Annotated in this window: 17 protein-coding genes; 14 read left to right on the top strand and 3 right to left on the bottom strand. The window is 62.8% G+C overall.

Going from position 1 to position 16,422, the window contains the following annotated elements; genetic code table 11:
• Nucleotide 1: 1 nt before the first annotated feature.
• Nucleotides 2-760, top strand: coding sequence for a precorrin-4 C(11)-methyltransferase (gene cobM, locus FHT70_RS13935; protein WP_085781233.1), 759 nt, complete (start codon nt 2-4; stop codon nt 758-760).
• A 58-nt stretch (nt 761-818) separates the two neighbouring features.
• Here cobM and FHT70_RS13930 read toward each other — a convergent pair whose 3' ends face one another.
• Both FHT70_RS13930 and FHT70_RS13925 read right to left on the bottom strand, forming a co-directional pair.
• Nucleotides 819-1,631, bottom strand: a complete 813-nt coding sequence (locus tag FHT70_RS13930) for a TIM barrel protein (RefSeq protein ID WP_183702115.1) — start codon at nt 1,629-1,631, stop codon at nt 819-821.
• 162 nt (nt 1,632-1,793) lie between these two features.
• Entirely contained in the window at nt 1,794-2,822 is a 1,029-nt protein-coding gene (locus FHT70_RS13925) for a LacI family DNA-binding transcriptional regulator (protein ID WP_183702238.1), read from the bottom strand.
• A 130-nt stretch (nt 2,823-2,952) separates the two neighbouring features.
• On the opposite strand from FHT70_RS13925, the gene FHT70_RS13920 reads away from it, so the two are divergent.
• The 13 genes from FHT70_RS13920 to FHT70_RS13860 all read left to right on the top strand — a co-directional run bounded on the left by FHT70_RS13920 (nt 2,953) and on the right by FHT70_RS13860 (nt 15,745).
• Nucleotides 2,953-4,041, top strand: a complete 1,089-nt coding sequence (locus FHT70_RS13920; RefSeq protein ID WP_183702112.1) for a fatty acid desaturase family protein — start codon at nt 2,953-2,955, stop codon at nt 4,039-4,041.
• Nucleotides 4,042-4,063: 22 nt separating this feature from the next.
• The gene (locus tag FHT70_RS13915) at nt 4,064-4,378 is read left to right on the top strand and encodes a MocE family 2Fe-2S type ferredoxin (protein ID WP_183702110.1); all 315 of its coding nucleotides are present in this window, start codon (nt 4,064-4,066) and stop codon (nt 4,376-4,378) included.
• An 11-nt stretch (nt 4,379-4,389) separates the two neighbouring features.
• Complete coding sequence (locus tag FHT70_RS13910) at nt 4,390-5,613, top strand: FAD-dependent oxidoreductase (protein WP_183702107.1); 1,224 nt, start codon at nt 4,390-4,392, stop codon at nt 5,611-5,613.
• 26 nt (nt 5,614-5,639) lie between these two features.
• Nucleotides 5,640-6,455: a 3-methyl-2-oxobutanoate hydroxymethyltransferase gene (locus FHT70_RS13905; protein WP_183702105.1), complete on the top strand. Its 816-nt coding sequence runs from the start codon at nt 5,640-5,642 to the stop codon at nt 6,453-6,455.
• 78 nt (nt 6,456-6,533) lie between these two features.
• Nucleotides 6,534-7,472: a hypothetical protein gene (locus FHT70_RS13900; protein WP_183702102.1), complete on the top strand. Its 939-nt coding sequence runs from the start codon at nt 6,534-6,536 to the stop codon at nt 7,470-7,472.
• A 69-nt stretch (nt 7,473-7,541) separates the two neighbouring features.
• Nucleotides 7,542-8,513 carry a quinolinate synthase NadA gene (nadA, locus tag FHT70_RS13895; RefSeq protein WP_097598762.1) on the top strand — a complete coding sequence of 324 codons (972 nt, stop codon included), beginning with the start codon at nt 7,542-7,544 and terminating at the stop codon, nt 8,511-8,513.
• Nucleotides 8,510-10,054 (top strand): L-aspartate oxidase, encoded by a 1,545-nt coding sequence (locus FHT70_RS13890; RefSeq protein ID WP_183702099.1) that lies wholly within the window; start codon nt 8,510-8,512, stop codon nt 10,052-10,054. Before nadA ends, FHT70_RS13890 begins: the two co-directional genes overlap by 4 nt.
• Before the next feature lies 1 nt (nt 10,055).
• Nucleotides 10,056-10,922, top strand: a complete 867-nt coding sequence (gene nadC / locus FHT70_RS13885; protein WP_183702096.1) for a carboxylating nicotinate-nucleotide diphosphorylase — start codon at nt 10,056-10,058, stop codon at nt 10,920-10,922.
• 270 nt (nt 10,923-11,192) lie between these two features.
• Nucleotides 11,193-13,148: a BTAD domain-containing putative transcriptional regulator gene (locus FHT70_RS13880; protein WP_183702092.1), complete on the top strand. Its 1,956-nt coding sequence runs from the start codon at nt 11,193-11,195 to the stop codon at nt 13,146-13,148.
• 103 nt (nt 13,149-13,251) lie between these two features.
• A complete protein-coding gene (locus FHT70_RS13875) occupies nt 13,252-13,395 on the top strand; it encodes a hypothetical protein (protein ID WP_176536271.1) in 144 nt (47 codons plus the stop codon).
• 15 nt (nt 13,396-13,410) lie between these two features.
• Complete coding sequence (locus tag FHT70_RS13870; RefSeq protein WP_183702089.1) at nt 13,411-14,673, top strand: YcaO-like family protein; 1,263 nt, start codon at nt 13,411-13,413, stop codon at nt 14,671-14,673.
• Nucleotides 14,670-15,413 (top strand): TfuA-like protein, encoded by a 744-nt coding sequence (locus FHT70_RS13865; RefSeq protein WP_183702086.1) that lies wholly within the window; start codon nt 14,670-14,672, stop codon nt 15,411-15,413. The genes FHT70_RS13870 and FHT70_RS13865 overlap by 4 nt, the downstream gene beginning before the upstream one ends.
• 65 nt (nt 15,414-15,478) lie before the next feature.
• Nucleotides 15,479-15,745 carry a hypothetical protein gene (locus tag FHT70_RS13860; protein ID WP_003594963.1) on the top strand — a complete coding sequence of 89 codons (267 nt, stop codon included), beginning with the start codon at nt 15,479-15,481 and terminating at the stop codon, nt 15,743-15,745.
• A gap of 41 nt (nt 15,746-15,786) precedes the next feature.
• Here FHT70_RS13860 and FHT70_RS13855 read toward each other — a convergent pair whose 3' ends face one another.
• Nucleotides 15,787-16,191, bottom strand: a complete 405-nt coding sequence (locus FHT70_RS13855) for a helix-turn-helix transcriptional regulator (protein WP_085781220.1) — start codon at nt 16,189-16,191, stop codon at nt 15,787-15,789.
• Nucleotides 16,192-16,422: the final 231 nt, after the last annotated feature.

The following is a 16,422-nucleotide window of genomic DNA, read 5'->3' as shown; positions in this document are numbered from 1 at the left end:
GATGACGGTGCATTTCATTGGAGCGGGGCCGGGCGCCGCGGATCTGATCACAGTGCGTGGCCGCGATCTCGTCGCCCGCTGCCCGGTCTGCCTCTATGCCGGCTCGATCGTCTCGCCGGAACTGCTGCAATATTGCCCGCCTGGGGCGCGCATTATCGATACTGCCCCGATGTCGCTCGATGAGATCGAGGCGGAATATCTGCGCGCTGCCGCCGCGGGCCAGGATGTCGCCCGGCTGCACTCCGGCGACCTCTCCGTCTGGAGCGCGGTCGCCGAACAGGTGCGCCGACTGCAGAAGCACGGAATCGCCTATACGATGACCCCGGGCGTTCCAGCCTTTGCGGCCGCGGCCGCGGCACTCGGACGAGAACTGACGATCCCGGCCGTCGCCCAAAGCCTGGTGCTCACCCGCGTTTCCGGCCGCGCCTCGCCGATGCCGAACGACGAGACGCTGGCGAAATTCGGCGCGACGGGCGCCACACTCGCGATCCATCTGGCAATCCATGCGCTGAAGCAGGTCGTGGAGGAACTGACGCCGCTCTACGGTGCAGACTGCCCGGTCGTCATCGTCGTCAAGGCCTCCTGGGCGGACGAGCGCATCCTGCGCGGTACGCTGTTCGATATCGAAGCAAAGGTTGCGGCCGAACCGATCGAACGCACGGCGATCATCTTCGTCGGACCGTCGCTCGAGGCGGAAGATTTTCGCGAGAGCTCGCTCTATGATCCGGCCTATCAGCGCCGATTCAGAAGCCGGGAATAGTGGCTTACGATCGACCGCTCGCCGGCGGCCGATCGTGAAGAGAAGCGTGCATCGGGCCTCAGACCCGCGTGGTCAGATAATCCATGCTGGCGCGCAGCGCAGCGGCCGGGTCCTTGACCGCATGAACTTCCGCAGCAAAGGGCTCGAAGGAGAACGGACCCTTATAGCCCGCCTGCAGCAGCGCCTTGATCTGCCCGGCATTGTCGAGTCGGTCGTCGCCGTCCACGAGCACGCGATGGGAGTCACGCATATCGGCAACGGAAACCGAGGGATCGCTGACGCCGGAAATATGCACGAGGCCGGCCAGTTCGGGGAAGGTTGCGGCTTCGCCGGCAAGGTGATGGTGGAAGGTGTCGTGAACGAGCTTGAAGGTCGATCGCGCGCCGAGTTCCTTGATCGCCTCGGCCGCCTCGGTTTTTGAGCGCAGCGAGCAGATCTCGAAACCAAGCGGCTCGACGAGGCCGATAATGCCGGCCTTATCCAGCATCGGCTTCAGTGCGGACAAAGCCTCACGCAGATTCGCCTGGCGTTCGCCGTCGGCGCAGCCTGTGCCGTCGTTCTTCGGAACGAGGACGAGCGCCTTGGCGCCCGATGCGCTGGCATAGTCGATCAATTCCTGCGCTTCCCTGGCGCGCGTTTCATTCCATTCGTTGAAGCGCTGCAGGGCGTTGATCGAAATGATCGTCAGGCCGTGGCGGGCGGCGGCTTCTCTGATCGCTTCGGGCTTGGTGCCGTCGAGAATGGCATTGCCGGAAAGGTCGTTGCGGATCTCGACCGAGTCGATGCCGAGCGACTTTGCCAGCGCGAAGAAATCATCGATTGCGAGGGACGGCGCAGCCATATGGTTCAGCGCAAAACGGATCGAAGTCATGACGGATATCTCCTCCTCATCTCCGCGACATAAGCGGAGCGGTATTCGTGAATGGGCGAGCGAATCTCTATCCGAATTTGCCGAGCAAACCATCCGTCATCGCCGGCGCTCGCCCTCATTGCTGAAAGAATTTCAGCCGAGATGAGAGAATTCCATCATTCCTTAGATATTCTCGGAAATGTAGATGTCGAAAGGCAGGAAGGATTGGCCGGGAACGGCGGCCTCACCATGCTCTATCGCGCCGAGCATCAGCGATAAAAGCTCCTTGCAGAGCGCGGGCAGGGGAGTGGCGACCACCATGGTGACGATGTCGTCGGCGAGACCGGCCTTGCTCTCCGGCGTCAACTCATTGACGACAAGCACGATCCGGCCGCCGACACCTTCTTCACGGAACGCCGAAATTGCCCCCTCCATGCCGCCGCCGCAGACATAAAGGCCGACGAGGTCGGGATGTTTCTGCAGCAGCGTCAGCGTTGCCTCATGGGTGATTTCGGCGGTCTCCAGGTTGATCAATGTTTCGACGACATCGAATTCCGGCGCGTTCTCCCGGAAATAGGAGCGGAAGCCGATCTCCCGCAGTTCATGGCCGTGGAAGCGGTGACTGCCGACAAAACAGGCGACCTTGCCTGGCTTGTGCGCGGTGCGCGCAATCATCCACGCGGCGGTGCGTCCCACCTTGCGGTTGTTGACGCCGACATAGGCGTCGCGCACGCCGGTGGCGAGATCGGAGAGCAGCGAGAAGACGGGAATGCCGCGCTCCTTCAATTCCTCCACCGCGGTGGTCACCGCGGGATAGTCCGGGCCGACGACCGCTACGGCCTGATTGCGGGCGCCGAGCGATTTGATCTTCTCATTGATGGCGGCAGGGGTCGTCGCAGACGGGTATTCAATCTGGATTTGGAGACGGGCGGTGGTGACGGCGCGCGCCGCTGTTTCGATTTCGCGGGCGAAGGTCTGATAGAAGGCCTGCGTCGGCTTCTGCAACAGGAAGGCGAGCTTGTATTGCGGCAGATCTTCGAAGACGCGCTGCCGGATGAGGCCGACGGCGTGATAGCCGATCTCCTGCGCCGCATCATAGACCCGCCGCGCCGTTTCCTCCCGCACACGATGACGGGCGTTGAGAACGCGGTCGACGGTGGCGACGCTGACGCCGGAGGCGCGGGCGAGATCGGAGATGGTGGGGCGGCGCATGGTATCCCTGATGTATTCGCTCATGGATGCGAGCCATGCATGATGGCTTTTGATAGATTACATCAAGCCTGCATTGAGCGTCGCCCAAAGTCAACCTATTCTCTCGGCAACAGCATAGCGGGAGGCGATAATGGCGACCCAGACAAAGAAACGTGACTACGACTTGCTCGGGGAAAGCGGTCGCACCGCGGTGGAGACGGGACTGGCGGCTGCCGAATGGTATCACACGGAGATTCCGCGCAAGGAGATGAAGGCGCTGATGCAGCGCTCCGATGCGCCGGCGATCCGTGACACCGCCATCTGGCTCGGCAGCATGGTCGTCCTTGCCGGTCTCGGCATCTATTTTTGGGGTTCCTGGATCGCGCTGCCCTTCTTTCTCGCCTATGGCGTGCTCTATGGCTCAGCCTCCGACAGCCGCTGGCACGAATGCGGCCATGGCACCGCCTTTAAAACACGCTGGATGAACGATGCCGTCTACCAGATCGCCTGCTTCATGATCATGCGCAATCCGGTGACCTGGCGCTGGAGCCATACGCGCCACCACACCGATACGGTCATCGTCGGCCGCGATCCAGAAATCGCCGTCATGCGGCCGCCGGACCTTTTCCGGCTGATCCTCAATTTCTTCGGCATCCTCGATGTCTGGCATGCGATGGTCGATATGCTGCGCAACGCCTTCGGCGTCATCAGCGCGGCGGAAAAGACCTTCATTCCGGAGATGGAGCGGCCGAAGGCGATCCGCTTCGCCCGTATCTGGCTGGCGATCTATCTGGTGGCGATCGCCGTCGCGGTCGCCACCGGCTCGATCCTGCCGCTGATGCTGATCGGCCTGCCGCGCCTCTACGGCGCTTGGCACCACGTGCTGACCGGGCTCCTGCAGCATGGCGGCCTAGCTGACAACGTCATCGATCACCGGCTGAACAGCCGCACGGTCTACATGAACCCCATCAGCCGTTTCATTTATTGGAACATGAACTATCACGTCGAACATCACATGTTCCCGATGGTGCCCTATCACGCGCTGCCCCGGCTGCACGCAATGATCAAGCACGATCTGCCGGCGCCGAACCGATCGATCTGGTCGGGCTACCGCGAGATGATCCCGGCTTTCCTGCGCCAGTTGCGCAACGAGGATTATTTCTTGAAGCGGGAACTGCCGGCCACCGCGCGGCCCTACCGCGAGGAATTCCACAACGAACTCGCCCCAGCGGCGCAATAATCACAATCGAGGAAAATTAAAGATGAGCGGAAACTGGATCGAAGTCTGCGGCAAGGGCGAGATCGACGAAGAGGATGTCATCCGCTTCGATCATGGCGGGCGCACCTTCGCGGTCTACCGCAGCCCCGACGACGAATTCTTCGCCACCGACGGGCTCTGCACACACGAACATATCCATCTCGCCGACGGGCTTGTCATGGATGAAATCATCGAATGCCCGAAACATAACGGCCGCTTCAATTACAAGACGGGCGAGGCCAAGGGTGCGCCGGTCTGCGTCAATCTCAGGACCTATCCCGTAAAGGTCGAAGGCGGCTCCGTCTTCATTTCGGTCTGAGGGAGGCTGATGTGGCTCATTTCGTCATCCTCGGTGCGGGCGAATGCGGTGCCCGCGCCGCCTTCGCTCTGCGGGAAAAAGGTTTTGCCGGCGAGATAACGCTCGTTGGCGCCGAACCCCTTCACCCCTATGAGCGGCCGCCGCTTTCCAAGGCGTCTGCTGCCGATGCCGGCGATCCGAAATTCATCGCCGCTGCGGAAAAATACGCCGAAAGCGCAATCCGGCTACTGACCGGCATTGAGGCCAGGGATTTCGATCCTGCCTCCCGGACGGTCATGCTTGCGGATGGCACCACGCTCTCCTACGATAAGCTTCTGCTGACGACGGGCGCGGCCGCCCGATCCTTTCCCGGCGCCCCGGAAGGCCCGCATATTCGTTCGCTTCGCACCCACGATGATGCGGCCGCCCTGCGCGAAGCCATGAAGCCGGGGCGGCATATCGCCATTATCGGCGGCGGCTTCATCGGGCTGGAACTTGCCGCGACGGCGCGCTTGCTTGGCGCCGACGTCACCGTTATCGAGGGGCTGGAGCGGGTGCTGAAACGCGGTGTGCCGGAAGAGATCGCCCATCTGCTCACCGAACGCCACCGCGCCGAAGGTGTCGATATCCGCTGCGGCGTCTCGATCGAGACATTGACCGAGGAAGGCGGGAAAGCCGTCGTCAAACTATCGACCGGCGAGGTGGTAGAGGCCGATCTCGCCCTCGTCGGCATCGGCGCACGGCCGAATGTCGATATTGCCGAAAGGGCGGGGCTTGCAATCGAAAACGGCATTGCCGTCGACACCTATCTACGGACCTCCGCGCCTGATGTTTTTGCCGCCGGCGACTGCTGCTCCTTTCCGCTGCCGGTCTATGGGGGCCGGCGGGTAAGGCTCGAATCCTGGCGCAATGCCCAGGAGCAGGGCACACTGGCCGCAGCCAACATGCTCGGCCTCGGCGAACCCGTTTCATCCGTGCCGTGGTTCTGGTCGGATCAATATGACATGACGCTGCAGATAGCGGGCCTCGCCGAAGGGGCGGCTCTGCATCTGCGCCGCGACCTCGGCCCGGACGCCTTCATTCTCTTCCACCTCGACGCCGATCGCCGGTTGATCGCCGCCAGCGGCATCGGACCGGGCAATGCCGTGGCGCGCGACATCAGGCTTGCGGAAATGTTGATCGCGGCTGGCGCCCATCCAGACCCTGCTGCGCTGGCAGCAAGCAACATCAAGCTAAAATCCCTTCTGGCCGCCTGAGCCTCCCGATATTTTTAAAGGAATTGATGATGAAAAGACATAAGCGTGCAACCGTTGCCGATCTGCTTGCGGAAAAGGGCAAGCGCCAGCTGACCATGCTGCGCGTCACCTCGCTCGAGGAGGCCGAAGCCGCCGAAAAGGCCGGGATCGACATTGTCTCGGTGCCGCCGTCGCTGCTCGGTCCGGTCTTCCGCGAGATCGCCCCCACGCCCTTTGCCATTCCGGGTCTCGAATATGGCGATCATGTCTCGGCGGAAGATTATCTGCGCGCCGCATTCGCAGCGCTGAAGGCCGGCGGCGATGCCGTCTATTGCGCCGCCAGCCTGCAGACGATCCGGCGCCTGCGCGACGAGGGCATTCCCGTCTGCGGCCATCTCGGGCTGATCCCCTCGAAAGCGACCTGGACGGGCGGCTTTCGCGCCGTCGGCAAGACGGCGGCAAGTGCGGCCGAGATCTGGCGGCAGACCAAGGCGCTGGAAGAGGCCGGCGCCTTCGCCGCCGAAATCGAAGTCGTGCCGGGGGATGTCGCCGCCGCCATCAGCAGCAACACCTCGATGCTGATGATCTCCATGGGGGCAGGCAGCGGCTGCGACGCCCAATATCTCTTCGCCGACGATGTGCTCGGCGCCAATCGCGACCATTATCCGCGCCATGCCAAGGTCTACCGCAACTTCGCCGCTGAATATGACAGGCTACAGCGCGAACGCATCGCCGCCTTCACCGAATTCGCCGAGGATGTCAGGACCGGCGCCTATCCGGAAAAGCGTCATTGCGTCGGTATCGACGAAGCCGAACTGAAGATTTTCCTCGACCGGTTGACCAACGAGACAGGAAAGCGCTGACGCTTACCGGCGACTCCCTTCTTCCCAGTGAGGAGAGGGGGAAAGTTCCATTGGCTTCCGTCGCCGCCTGTGGCAGGAATGATCCGTTCGATTCATTCGGAACGGAGTATTCGGCCCCCTGTGACGATCGGCTTTGCGCATGCGGAACTGATTGCAGTGCTCGTCGCGGTGACGGGGGATGAGCCGCGCGTCATGACCATCCGCTCCGGCAATGCGCTGCCGTCAGGTCCGTTCGAAATGGGCCATCGAACCCTGCAATCGGGCCTGCGCGAATGGGTGCAAGAGCAGACCGAACACCCGGTCGGTTATCTCGAACAACTCTATACCTTCGCTGACCGCGACCGGAACAACGAGATTCTTGGCGGGCGGACGATCTCGATCAGCTATCTCGGCCTCGTCAACGAGCAGGCGGGCGCGGGCCGGCCGGGGTGGCACGGCTGGTACGACTATTTTCCCTGGGAAGACCATCGGCAGGGCCGGCCGGCCGTGCTGGACGAGATCATGGCACGCCTCAAAACCTGGGCGGATGCCGATCCGGCCCGCCGCGATCACCGCCATCGCCGCGCCGACTTCACCTTCGGGCTCGACGGCGGCGGCTGGAACGAGGATCTGGCCTTGCAGCGCTACGAACTGCTGTATGAAGCCGGCCTTGTGGCCGAAGCCGGATGCGGGGTGGAAGCCAATCTTGGGCGAGCGATGTTTGCCGATCACCGCCGCATTCTCGCGACCGGGATCGCCCGGCTGCGCGCCAAAATCAAATACCGCCCTGTCGTCTTCGAACTGATGCCGGAGAGTTTTACGCTTCTGCGGCTGCAGCGCACAATCGAGGCGCTGGCCGGACTGACGCTGCACAAGCAGAATTTCCGCCGCCTGATCGAACAGCAGGAACTGGTCGAGGAAACCGGTGGAACGGAAAGCGAAACCGGCGGCCGGCCGGCCAAGCTCTTCCGCTTCCGCCACACCGTGCTCGAAGAACGGGCGCTCGCAGGAACGAAATTACCGCTCTCCCGCAATTGACATATGCTCACAGCGAGAATATGTCTTTGTCCATGATATGCTCAAATCGAGCATAATTAGGAGCCGGTCATGAATCACCCAGTTTCCGCATCCTCGCTCTACAACCGCGTCAGCCGCGTCATTCCCAAAGCCGAATGGATGTCGTTCGAGGATGACATCAACGCCATTCTCGAGCTCAAGCGCCGCCGCAACGCCGTCATTCTCGCCCACAATTATCAGACGCCCGAGATTTTTCACGGCGTGGCCGATATCGTCGGCGACAGCCTGGCGCTCGCCCGCAAGGCGATCGAGGTCGATGCCGATGTCATCGTGCTGGCCGGCGTACATTTCATGGCCGAGACCGCCAAGCTTCTCAATCCTGAAAAAACGGTGCTGATCCCCGATCTCGGCGCCGGCTGTTCACTGGCTGATTCGATCACGCCTGAGGATATCGCGCTGCTGCGCCAAGCGCACCCCGGCGTCCCCGTCATCACCTATGTCAATACCTCGGCCGCGGTGAAGGCAGCCTCCGACATCTGCTGCACCTCGGGCAATGCCAAACAGGTAGTGGAGTCGCTCGGCGTGCCGAAGGTGCTGATGATCCCCGACGAATATCTCGCCCGCAACGTCGCCCGCGAGACCGATGTCGAGATCGTCGCCTGGCATGGACACTGCGAAGTGCACGAACTCTTTACCGCTGACGATGTCCGCCAGCTGCGTGAAAACCATCCCGGCGTGACGGTGCTCGCCCACCCGGAATGCCCGCCCGACGTGGTGGCAGAGGCCGATTTCGCCGGCTCCACCGCTGTCATGTCCGATTATGTCGGCAGGCAGAAGCCGGCACGAGTGGTACTGCTGACGGAATGCTCGATGAGCGACAACGTCGCCGTGCACCATCCTGACGTCGAGTTCATCCGCCCCTGCAATCTCTGCCCCCACATGAAGCGGATCACGCTTGCCAATATCCGCGCCGCACTTGAGGAAAATCGCCATGAAGTGACGGTCGATCCGGCCATCGCCATGGCCGCCCGCCGCGCCGTCGAGAGGATGCTGGCGATATGACCGAGATCCTCGAACAGTTGAGCGGCCGCACCGTCATCGTCGGCAGCGGCCTCGCCGGGCTGACGACGGCGCTGACGCTGGCGCCGGAACCTTCCGTCATCGTCACACGCGCCGCGCTCGGTGCCGAGACCTCGAGCGCCTGGGCACAGGGCGGCATTGCCGCCAGCATCGGCGCCGACGACAGCGCCGCGCTGCATCTGGCCGATACGCTTGCGGCCGGCGACGGGCTCTGCGACCGGAGCATTGCCGCGGGCATCACCGCCGAGGCGGCGGCAGCCATTGCCGTACTGGAGCGCGCCGGCGTTCCCTTCGACCGCAATGACGCCGGACAACTTTCGCTCGGGTTGGAGGCCGCCCATAGCCGCCGCCGCATCGTCCATGCCGAAGGCGACGGCTCGGGTGCGGCGATCATCGCAGCATTGGTGCGGGCGGTGGCGCGGACGCCCGCCATCACCGTGCTCGAAGGCTTTGAGGCGCGGCGTATTCTGATGGACGGCGAGCGCGTCGCCGGCCTGCTTTGCGCGACCGCAAGCGGCGGGGCCGCCGTCCTTCCGACTGCGAGGCTCGTGCTCGCCACCGGCGGGATCGGCGGGCTTTATGATGCGACCACCAATCCGATGGGCAATGTCGGTCAGGGGATTGCGCTCGCGGCAAGGGCGGGTGCCGAGCTTGCGGATATGGAATTCGTGCAGTTCCATCCGACGGCGCTCGATTCACGCCGCAGGCCCCTGGCGCTTGTCAGCGAGGCGGTGCGCGGCGAGGGGGCCTTGCTCGTCAACGAACGCGGCGAACGGTTCATGGCCCGCATATCGGGCGCCGAACTTGCGCCTCGCGACGTGGTGGCGCGTGCCATCAGTGCCGAGATCGCCCGCGGCGGCCGCGTCTTCCTCGATGCCCGCAAGGCGCTCGGCAGCCGCTTTGCCGCACGCTTCCCCGTCATATCAGCCCTTTGCGGCGAGGCCGGCATTGATCCGGCCAAAGACCTCGTGCCGGTGCGCCCAGCCGTTCACTACCACATGGGCGGCGTCGCGACGGATGACAATGGCCGCAGCTCGGTTCCCGGCCTCTGGGTCGCCGGCGAGGCCGCGTCGACCGGTCTGCACGGCGCGAACCGACTTGCCAGCAATTCGCTGCTCGAGGCAGCTGTCATGGGCATGCGGGCGGCGCGCGACATATCGGCCATGCCAGCAGACCGCACCGGCGCCATCCTCGCAGAACAGCTACCGGCGCCGGCCGACGCATCCTCCATCCGCATGACTGTCTCGCGTCATCTCGGCGTGCTGCGCAATGCCGATGCCCTTCACGGTGCAATCGCCGCATTACTGCCACTTGTCGAGGCCGACGGTCCTGCCTCCGATCCGGCCATCGTCGCATTGCTGGTCGCCGTCTTTGCCAGCCTGCGGATGGAATCGCGCGGCGCCCACGCCCGCACCGATTTTCCCCTGAAGCTCGCCGATGCGCAGCGCCGCCGGATGCGCCTTTCCCAAGCGCTGGAGATTGCCCGCGCCACACCACCCTATTCGCTTGCCAGGAGCGCCTGACATGAGCCTAGCCCCCCTTCCGCGCCTGATTATTGAACCCTTGGTGCGGGCAGCCCTGCTCGAAGATCTCGGCCTTGCCGGCGACATCACCTCGGCGTCGGTCGTTCCCTCGGATCACCGCTCCAAGGTGGTGATGGCCGCCCGCCAGCCCGGCGTGATCGCCGGCCTTGATGCGGCCGGCCTCGCCTTCACGCTCGTCGATCCCGAAATTGTCATGCGCCGCCACATCGAGGACGGCGATGCGGTCAAATCAGGTGACGTCATCGCCACCATCGAGGGCCCTTCGCGCGGACTCTTGACCGGTGAGCGCACCGCGCTGAATTTCCTCAGCCATCTCTCGGGCATCGCCACCGTCACGGCCGGGATTGCCGCCGCTATCAGCGGCACCAGGGCCTCAGTCGCCTGCACGCGCAAGACGACGCCCGGGCTGCGGGCGCTGGAGAAATATGCAGTGCGGGCCGGCGGCGGCATGAACCACCGTTTCGCGCTTTATGACGCGGTGCTGATCAAGGATAATCACGTGGCCATATCAGGCGGCGTGGCCGAGGCGATCCGCCGGGCGCGGGCCGGCATCGGCCATCTGGTAAAGATCGAGGTCGAGGTGGACAGGCTCGATCAGCTGCAGGAAGCGATGGCGGTCGGTGTCGATGCCGTTCTGCTCGACAATATGACGCCGGATCAGCTGCGCGAGGCCGTCGCCATCGTCGCCGGGCGGGCGATCACCGAGGCTTCGGGCCGGGTGACGCCGGCAACGGCCGCGGCAATCGCCGCTTCCGGAGTCGACCTCATTTCGGTCGGTTGGCTAACGCACAGCGCGCCCGTGCTGGATATCGGCCTCGATTTCGTCGAGGCCGCCAGCGCGGCGTAAACCAGCACCAAATAGATCGCGCCGAACACTGTGATCGCTCAGGCTCGCTTGCTATTGGTTGCGGCTATGGAGGCCGCAGCGGAAATAACTGCGCCAAATCAGGTCCGGGGGCAAAGTGTTGGCAAGCATTCCCGGCCGGCTAATGTGAGAAAATGCAAATATTCGGTGTAAAAACCTCTTTTTGCGCTATGCGCGGGCCAATTAACGCTCTAACATGTTCCTGCGCGGCCGGTGTGCATGCGCGCCTGGTCTTCAGGGGTGAGAAGCGGGATGCAACGGACATCCGGACAGATGTCGACGAACAGGCTCTGCCTGCTCGGGAGACCGCGATTGCTGGCAGCGGGGAGGGAACTCCCTTTGCCGGAGAAGTCTTATTTTCTTTTCGCCATGCTCGCCGCCGAAGCCGATCTCGAACTCGACCGGGAAACCGTCAGGCGGCAGCTCTGGCAATCGGAAGCGCCGGAAAAACGCGCAGGCAGTTTGCGCCAGTTGCTGGCGCGCATCGAGCAAAGCATTCCCGCCGGCCTTCCGCCGCTGCTGAAAGCGACCCGAACCCATATCGGCCTTGCCGAGGGCTGGGAAGTCGATATCCATATACTCAAACAGAAAGCGCCGCTCGCAGCCGAAGACGGCGACATTCTAAATGGCGAATTGCTAGAAGGCGCCAAGTCGCCGACGCAGGGCGCCGAGGACTGGCTGACCTTCGAACGCCAGCGTATCGATGAACTGCGCGCCGCCCATCTGACGCGGCTGGTCGAAACTGCTGACGACAGATCGGACGAAGAGCAGGTGGCCTTTGCCCGTCGCCTGCTGGAGCTCGACCCCGCCAGCGAGACGGCCTATCGGGCCCTGATGCGCATTTATGTCAGGATGAACGACCCGGCCGCGGCCCGGCAGTCCTATCTGAAGTGCAAGAGCCAGCTGAAGGACGAGTTCGAAACCGAACCGGAGGAAAGCACCACCGCGCTTGCCCGCGAACTCGGCCTGATCCCGGCAGCTCAGCCCGCGGCCGCCGAACGTCCATCGCCAGCGCCCGGCGCCTTCGCCGATCTGCTCGGCCAGCCGCGGATCATCATCCTGCCGCCGGAAAGCATTTTCACCGATCCGCTGATGGAGCGCGTCGGCAGAGCCCTTCTTGAGGACGTAACCATCGGCCTCAGCCAGCAGCGCGGCTTCAAGGTGATCGCAGCCCATACGAGCCTCGAAATCCTCAGCCGTTCGGTCGATCCGGCCCGCGCTGTGCCCCGTGCGCTCGACCTCAGCTTCGATTACGCGGTTTACGTCACCATCCAGGGCCGCGAGGAGGATGTCTATGCGACCTGCCGTCTGACGCGGACGACGACATCGGAGGTGATCTGGGCTCTGGAACTGCCGCTGGTCATGCAGAAGATCAGTGAATCCTTCGCGCATCTGACACGGCGCATCGTCTCCTCGCTCGCCGACACCGTCGAACGCCACGAGTTGGCAATGCCGATCGGCGAGGCGCCGCCATCCGCTTACCGTCTCTATCTCGAAGGCAAGCGGCTGATCGCCCAGACCGATCTGCAGCATCTGCGCCAGGCGCGCAAATGGTTCAGATCCTCGCTCAATCGTTATGAGAATTTCTCGGCTGCCCATGCCGGCGTGTCGCGTGCGCTCGGCATGGAATGGCTGATCCGCGGCATGCAGGACACCGAACTGCTCGACGAGGCGAATGGCGCCGCCCGGCTGGCGCAACAGTCCGACCCGAACAGCGGCCGGGCCTATCGCGAGCTCGGCTTCGTGGCGCTGTACCGCCGCCGTTTCGACGAAAGCCTGGACTATTTCCAGCAGGCCCAGGATCTCAATCCCAACGACGCCGACATCCTCGCCGATTACGCCGACGCGCTCTGCCACTACGGCGACTTTGACAAGGCACTGGATCTGAACAATGCGGCATTCAAGCTCAATCCGCTGCCGCCGGATTATTACTACTGGAATCGTGGCGGCATCCACTTCGACCGAGGCGAATATAATCAGGCGATCGAGGCGCTTGAGCCGGTGCAGTCGAAACAGGCGACCGCGCGACTGCTGGCAGCCGCCCACGCCATGGCGGGCGATATGAAAAAGGCCGGCAAATACGCTAACGTCGTCCTGGAAAATTTCCCGGATTTCCGCAGCGAGGACATCCGCCATTTCGTTCCCGACCGCGATCCCCGCTATACGGAAACGCTGATTCATGGCCTCCAACTGGCCGGACTTCCCTGATTGCATGGCCTTTTAACGAAGCCTGTAACGGTTAAATGACGCAGACAGTGTTCCTCTGCAATGGTTAACGGCAGCCGGCTGCCTATCCCATTGGAGATGGACAATGAAAACCACTGTTGAAACCCATGCAGCAATGCCTTCCCAGCCGCGCTTCTCGGCCGCAGCCAAGGCTGCGATGAAGCAGGACGAACTCAACGTCACGGCAAATGCTCTCGAAAATCTGACCCATGCGCTGAAGTTCCGCTAAAGGGGCGAGATCGGTATGTCCGCCTTCGCCGATCTTGAAACGCTAGCCGATGATCTCAGACGATCATCGGCTGGCGTCAGCGACTATCACGACCGTGCAATCACGCCGGCGCAGACACTCGCGGCCATTAGGCCGCATCTGCGCGAATTCGGCATCACGCGCGTCGGCCTGCTGACCGCTCTCGACGTGCTGAATATCCCCGTCGCCTTCGCGACGAGGCCGAACAGCCACACGCTTTCGGTCTTCCAGGGCAAAGGCATCGACAATGATGCCGCCATGGCCTCGGCCGCCATGGAGGCGATCGAGACGCGGATCGCGGAAATTCCGCCCGCCGACCTGACGCAGGCGACGGTGGAGAGCATGCGGGCGGAAGGCGCCGCCATGATCGATCTCGACAATGTCGCACGATGCGCGCCCGATGAAATCGGCGGTGACCCCATCCCCTGGTGCTCCGGCCTCGACATTCTGTCCGGCAGCAGCGTCTTCGTCCCCTGGTGGCTTGTCGGCCTCGACCATCGCGGCGAGCGGCCGCCGGGCTTCGAGCAATCGAGCGATGGGCTTGCGTCCGGCAATGCGCCGTCCGAAGCGGTCCTGCACGGACTTTGCGAGCTGGTCGAGCGCGATGCCTGGGCTCTGACCCAGTTGAAATCACCACAGCGCCTGAAGGAGAGCCGCATCGACCCCGCCTCCTTCGGCGATGCGGTCATCGACGTCATGACCGACCGGATCACACGCGCCGGCATGCGGCTGCTGCTGCTCGACATGACCACAGATATCGGCGTTCCGGCTTTTCTGGCCGTCATCATGCCTGGCAATCTTTCCGACCGCGCCGATGCGCGCTGGTCACATGTCTGCGGGGGCTGCGGCTGCCATCCCGATCCTGTGCGCGCCGCACTGCGCGCCATCACCGAAGCGGCCCAGAGCCGGCTGACGGCGATCGCCGGCAGCCGCGACGATTTCTCGCCGCGCATCTACCAGCGGCTCGATCGGAGTGCGGCTATGCAGCAGCTGATCGAACTCTGCGAGAGCGACGGCCGGATGCGCGCCTTTCAGAACCGCCATCGCCGTGCGGCGACGATCCAGGAGACCATCCGCCACATAGCCGACCGGCTGGTGGCGAGCGGGATCGAACAGATCGTCGCCGTGCCCTTTGCCCATCCGACTTTGCCGGTCTCGGTCGTCAGGGTGATCGTGCCGGGCCTGGAGGTCGATATATCAGGCCAGTACGTCCAGCTCGGCCTGCGCGCCGTCAACACCATGAGAGGAGCCCAATCATGAAGGTTCTGTTCGTCGGTCCGAGCCTTGGTGGCGGTCTTGCCGCAGCGAGAAACATGTCTCCCTGCATTGATTTCCGCCCGCCTGCCGCCCGCGGCGACATCCTGAAGGCAGTAGAAGACGGCGCCACCGCGATCGGCCTTGTCGACGGCTATTTCGGCGAGCTGCCATCGGTCTGGCACAAGGAAATTCTCTACGCGCTCGAACATGATGTCGCCGTAGCCGGCGGCGCCAGCATGGGCGCATTGCGGGCTGCAGAATGCGCTCCGTTCGGCATGGTCGGGCTCGGCTCGATCTTCGAGGATTACGAGTCCGGGCGGCTGCTCGACGATGAGGCCGTCGCACTCGTGCATGCGCCGCAGGCGCTTGGCTGGCTGCCGCTTTCCGTACCCTGGGTCGATTTCGAGCCCACGGTTGATGCGCTTCATGCCCGCGGCGAGATCTCCACGGCCGAGCGCAAGAAACTACTGCTCGCCGGCCGCTTCCTGCATTTCTCCGAGCGCACCTATGCGCGCGTGGTCGACGAGTGCCATTTCCGCAAGCCGCGTCGTGACCTCCTCCTCGCCGCTCTCCGCAAGAATAGGGTCGAACGCAAACATGACGACGCGCGGCTAGTGCTGGAGTGGCTGCACCGCGAGCAATTCACACCTGTCAACCGTGACTGGCGCTTTGCCGCAACCTCGCATTGGGAGCTTTTGCACGCCGAAGTCACCCGCAACGTGACTCCTGTAACGCTTGAATAACGGTCTCGGCTAGATGATGCAGGGGTGATGGAATCTGAGGCTTCACGGCCAAAGGGGCGGGAACAATGTTTGAACAACGTAACGAAGGTACAGGCAGCGAATACGCAAGGATCTTCCGGCTGCTGTCGGCAGCCAAGGAGGAGGCTGAAAAGCTTCAGCTGCGTAATCTGATGCACCTGACGAACATGGCACTGCTGCAGGTCGTAATCGATTGGGACGGCATAGATCCGGACAGGGAACTTGACGTCAACCTCGAGAAACTGCTCGGCAGCAAGGCCAAGATCGCAATGAAGGACGCTAGCGAGAATCTAATCCTGATCGATCGCCATTGACCTTCATGCCGTCCGTTAGAATCGCGTGAAGGAGATCCGGCCTATTCGGCCGCTTCACCCTCGACCTGTTCGGTGTGGGCGATTGCCTGAACAAGCTTCAGGATCTTCTTGCGAAGAGCTTCGTTTTTGATCGAGAAGAACGCCGCATTCAGAAGCACACCCTCGCGCGAAATGACGAATTCCTCGCTGGGAGCGGGGTTGTCGTTAGCCGTCTCGGGCGTTGAGAGGTCGTCGAAGAACGTCCTGACGTCGACGTTCAGCGCGCCGGCGATTTCAACCAGCATGCTGGCGGAAACGCGGTTGGAGCCTTTTTCGTATTTCTGGATCTGCTGAAATGTTACGCCGACACGATCGCCCAATTCCGTCTGCGAAACTTTGCGCAGCAGACGCTGTATGCGGATCGTCTTTCCGACATGAACATCCACTGCGTGCGGTTCTTCTTTCATTTGTTTCCCTCCTGAGGACACGGACATGAGGTTATTCGCCATATCCGTGTCTGACACTTTTAACTGAGACACACAAAGCTAGCAATTGTCTGGCTGAAAGTCGTCCCAAACCGAAACATCGCATCGCTTCATATTAGCAGCAGCAAAAAACATGCCAAAGTAGCACTTTTGGGGGGTTACATCATCCGATTTCAGGGTGCCGAGCATGGTAGTTGCTGCGGACCTTTCAGC

Origin of the sequence: Rhizobium sp. BK049 (assembly GCF_014193135.1) — a bacterium.
In the GTDB taxonomy this organism is placed as follows: domain Bacteria; phylum Pseudomonadota; class Alphaproteobacteria; order Rhizobiales; family Rhizobiaceae; genus Rhizobium.
Note: the sequence above shows the minus strand (reverse complement) of the source record. Positions and strands in the feature narration are given on the sequence as shown.

Coding starts and splice junctions, on each gene's coding strand:
- FHT70_RS13900 (WP_183702102.1), top strand. CDS start 6,534: ATGATCCGTTCGATTCATTCGGAACGGAGTATTCGGCCCCCTGTGACG.
- FHT70_RS13865 (WP_183702086.1), top strand. CDS start 14,670: ATGAAGGTTCTGTTCGTCGGTCCGAGCCTTGGTGGCGGTCTTGCCGCA.
- FHT70_RS13930 (WP_183702115.1), bottom strand. CDS start 1,631: ATGACTTCGATCCGTTTTGCGCTGAACCATATGGCTGCGCCGTCCCTC.
- FHT70_RS13875 (WP_176536271.1), top strand. CDS start 13,252: ATGAAAACCACTGTTGAAACCCATGCAGCAATGCCTTCCCAGCCGCGC.
- FHT70_RS13915 (WP_183702110.1), top strand. CDS start 4,064: ATGAGCGGAAACTGGATCGAAGTCTGCGGCAAGGGCGAGATCGACGAA.
- FHT70_RS13920 (WP_183702112.1), top strand. CDS start 2,953: ATGGCGACCCAGACAAAGAAACGTGACTACGACTTGCTCGGGGAAAGC.
- FHT70_RS13905 (WP_183702105.1), top strand. CDS start 5,640: ATGATGAAAAGACATAAGCGTGCAACCGTTGCCGATCTGCTTGCGGAA.
- FHT70_RS13855 (WP_085781220.1), bottom strand. CDS start 16,191: ATGAAAGAAGAACCGCACGCAGTGGATGTTCATGTCGGAAAGACGATC.
- FHT70_RS13870 (WP_183702089.1), top strand. CDS start 13,411: ATGTCCGCCTTCGCCGATCTTGAAACGCTAGCCGATGATCTCAGACGA.
- FHT70_RS13925 (WP_183702238.1), bottom strand. CDS start 2,822: ATGCGCCGCCCCACCATCTCCGATCTCGCCCGCGCCTCCGGCGTCAGC.
- FHT70_RS13890 (WP_183702099.1), top strand. CDS start 8,510: ATGACCGAGATCCTCGAACAGTTGAGCGGCCGCACCGTCATCGTCGGC.
- nadA (WP_097598762.1), top strand. CDS start 7,542: ATGAATCACCCAGTTTCCGCATCCTCGCTCTACAACCGCGTCAGCCGC.
- nadC (WP_183702096.1), top strand. CDS start 10,056: ATGAGCCTAGCCCCCCTTCCGCGCCTGATTATTGAACCCTTGGTGCGG.
- FHT70_RS13880 (WP_183702092.1), top strand. CDS start 11,193: ATGCAACGGACATCCGGACAGATGTCGACGAACAGGCTCTGCCTGCTC.
- FHT70_RS13860 (WP_003594963.1), top strand. CDS start 15,479: ATGTTTGAACAACGTAACGAAGGTACAGGCAGCGAATACGCAAGGATC.
- cobM (WP_085781233.1), top strand. CDS start 2: ATGACGGTGCATTTCATTGGAGCGGGGCCGGGCGCCGCGGATCTGATC.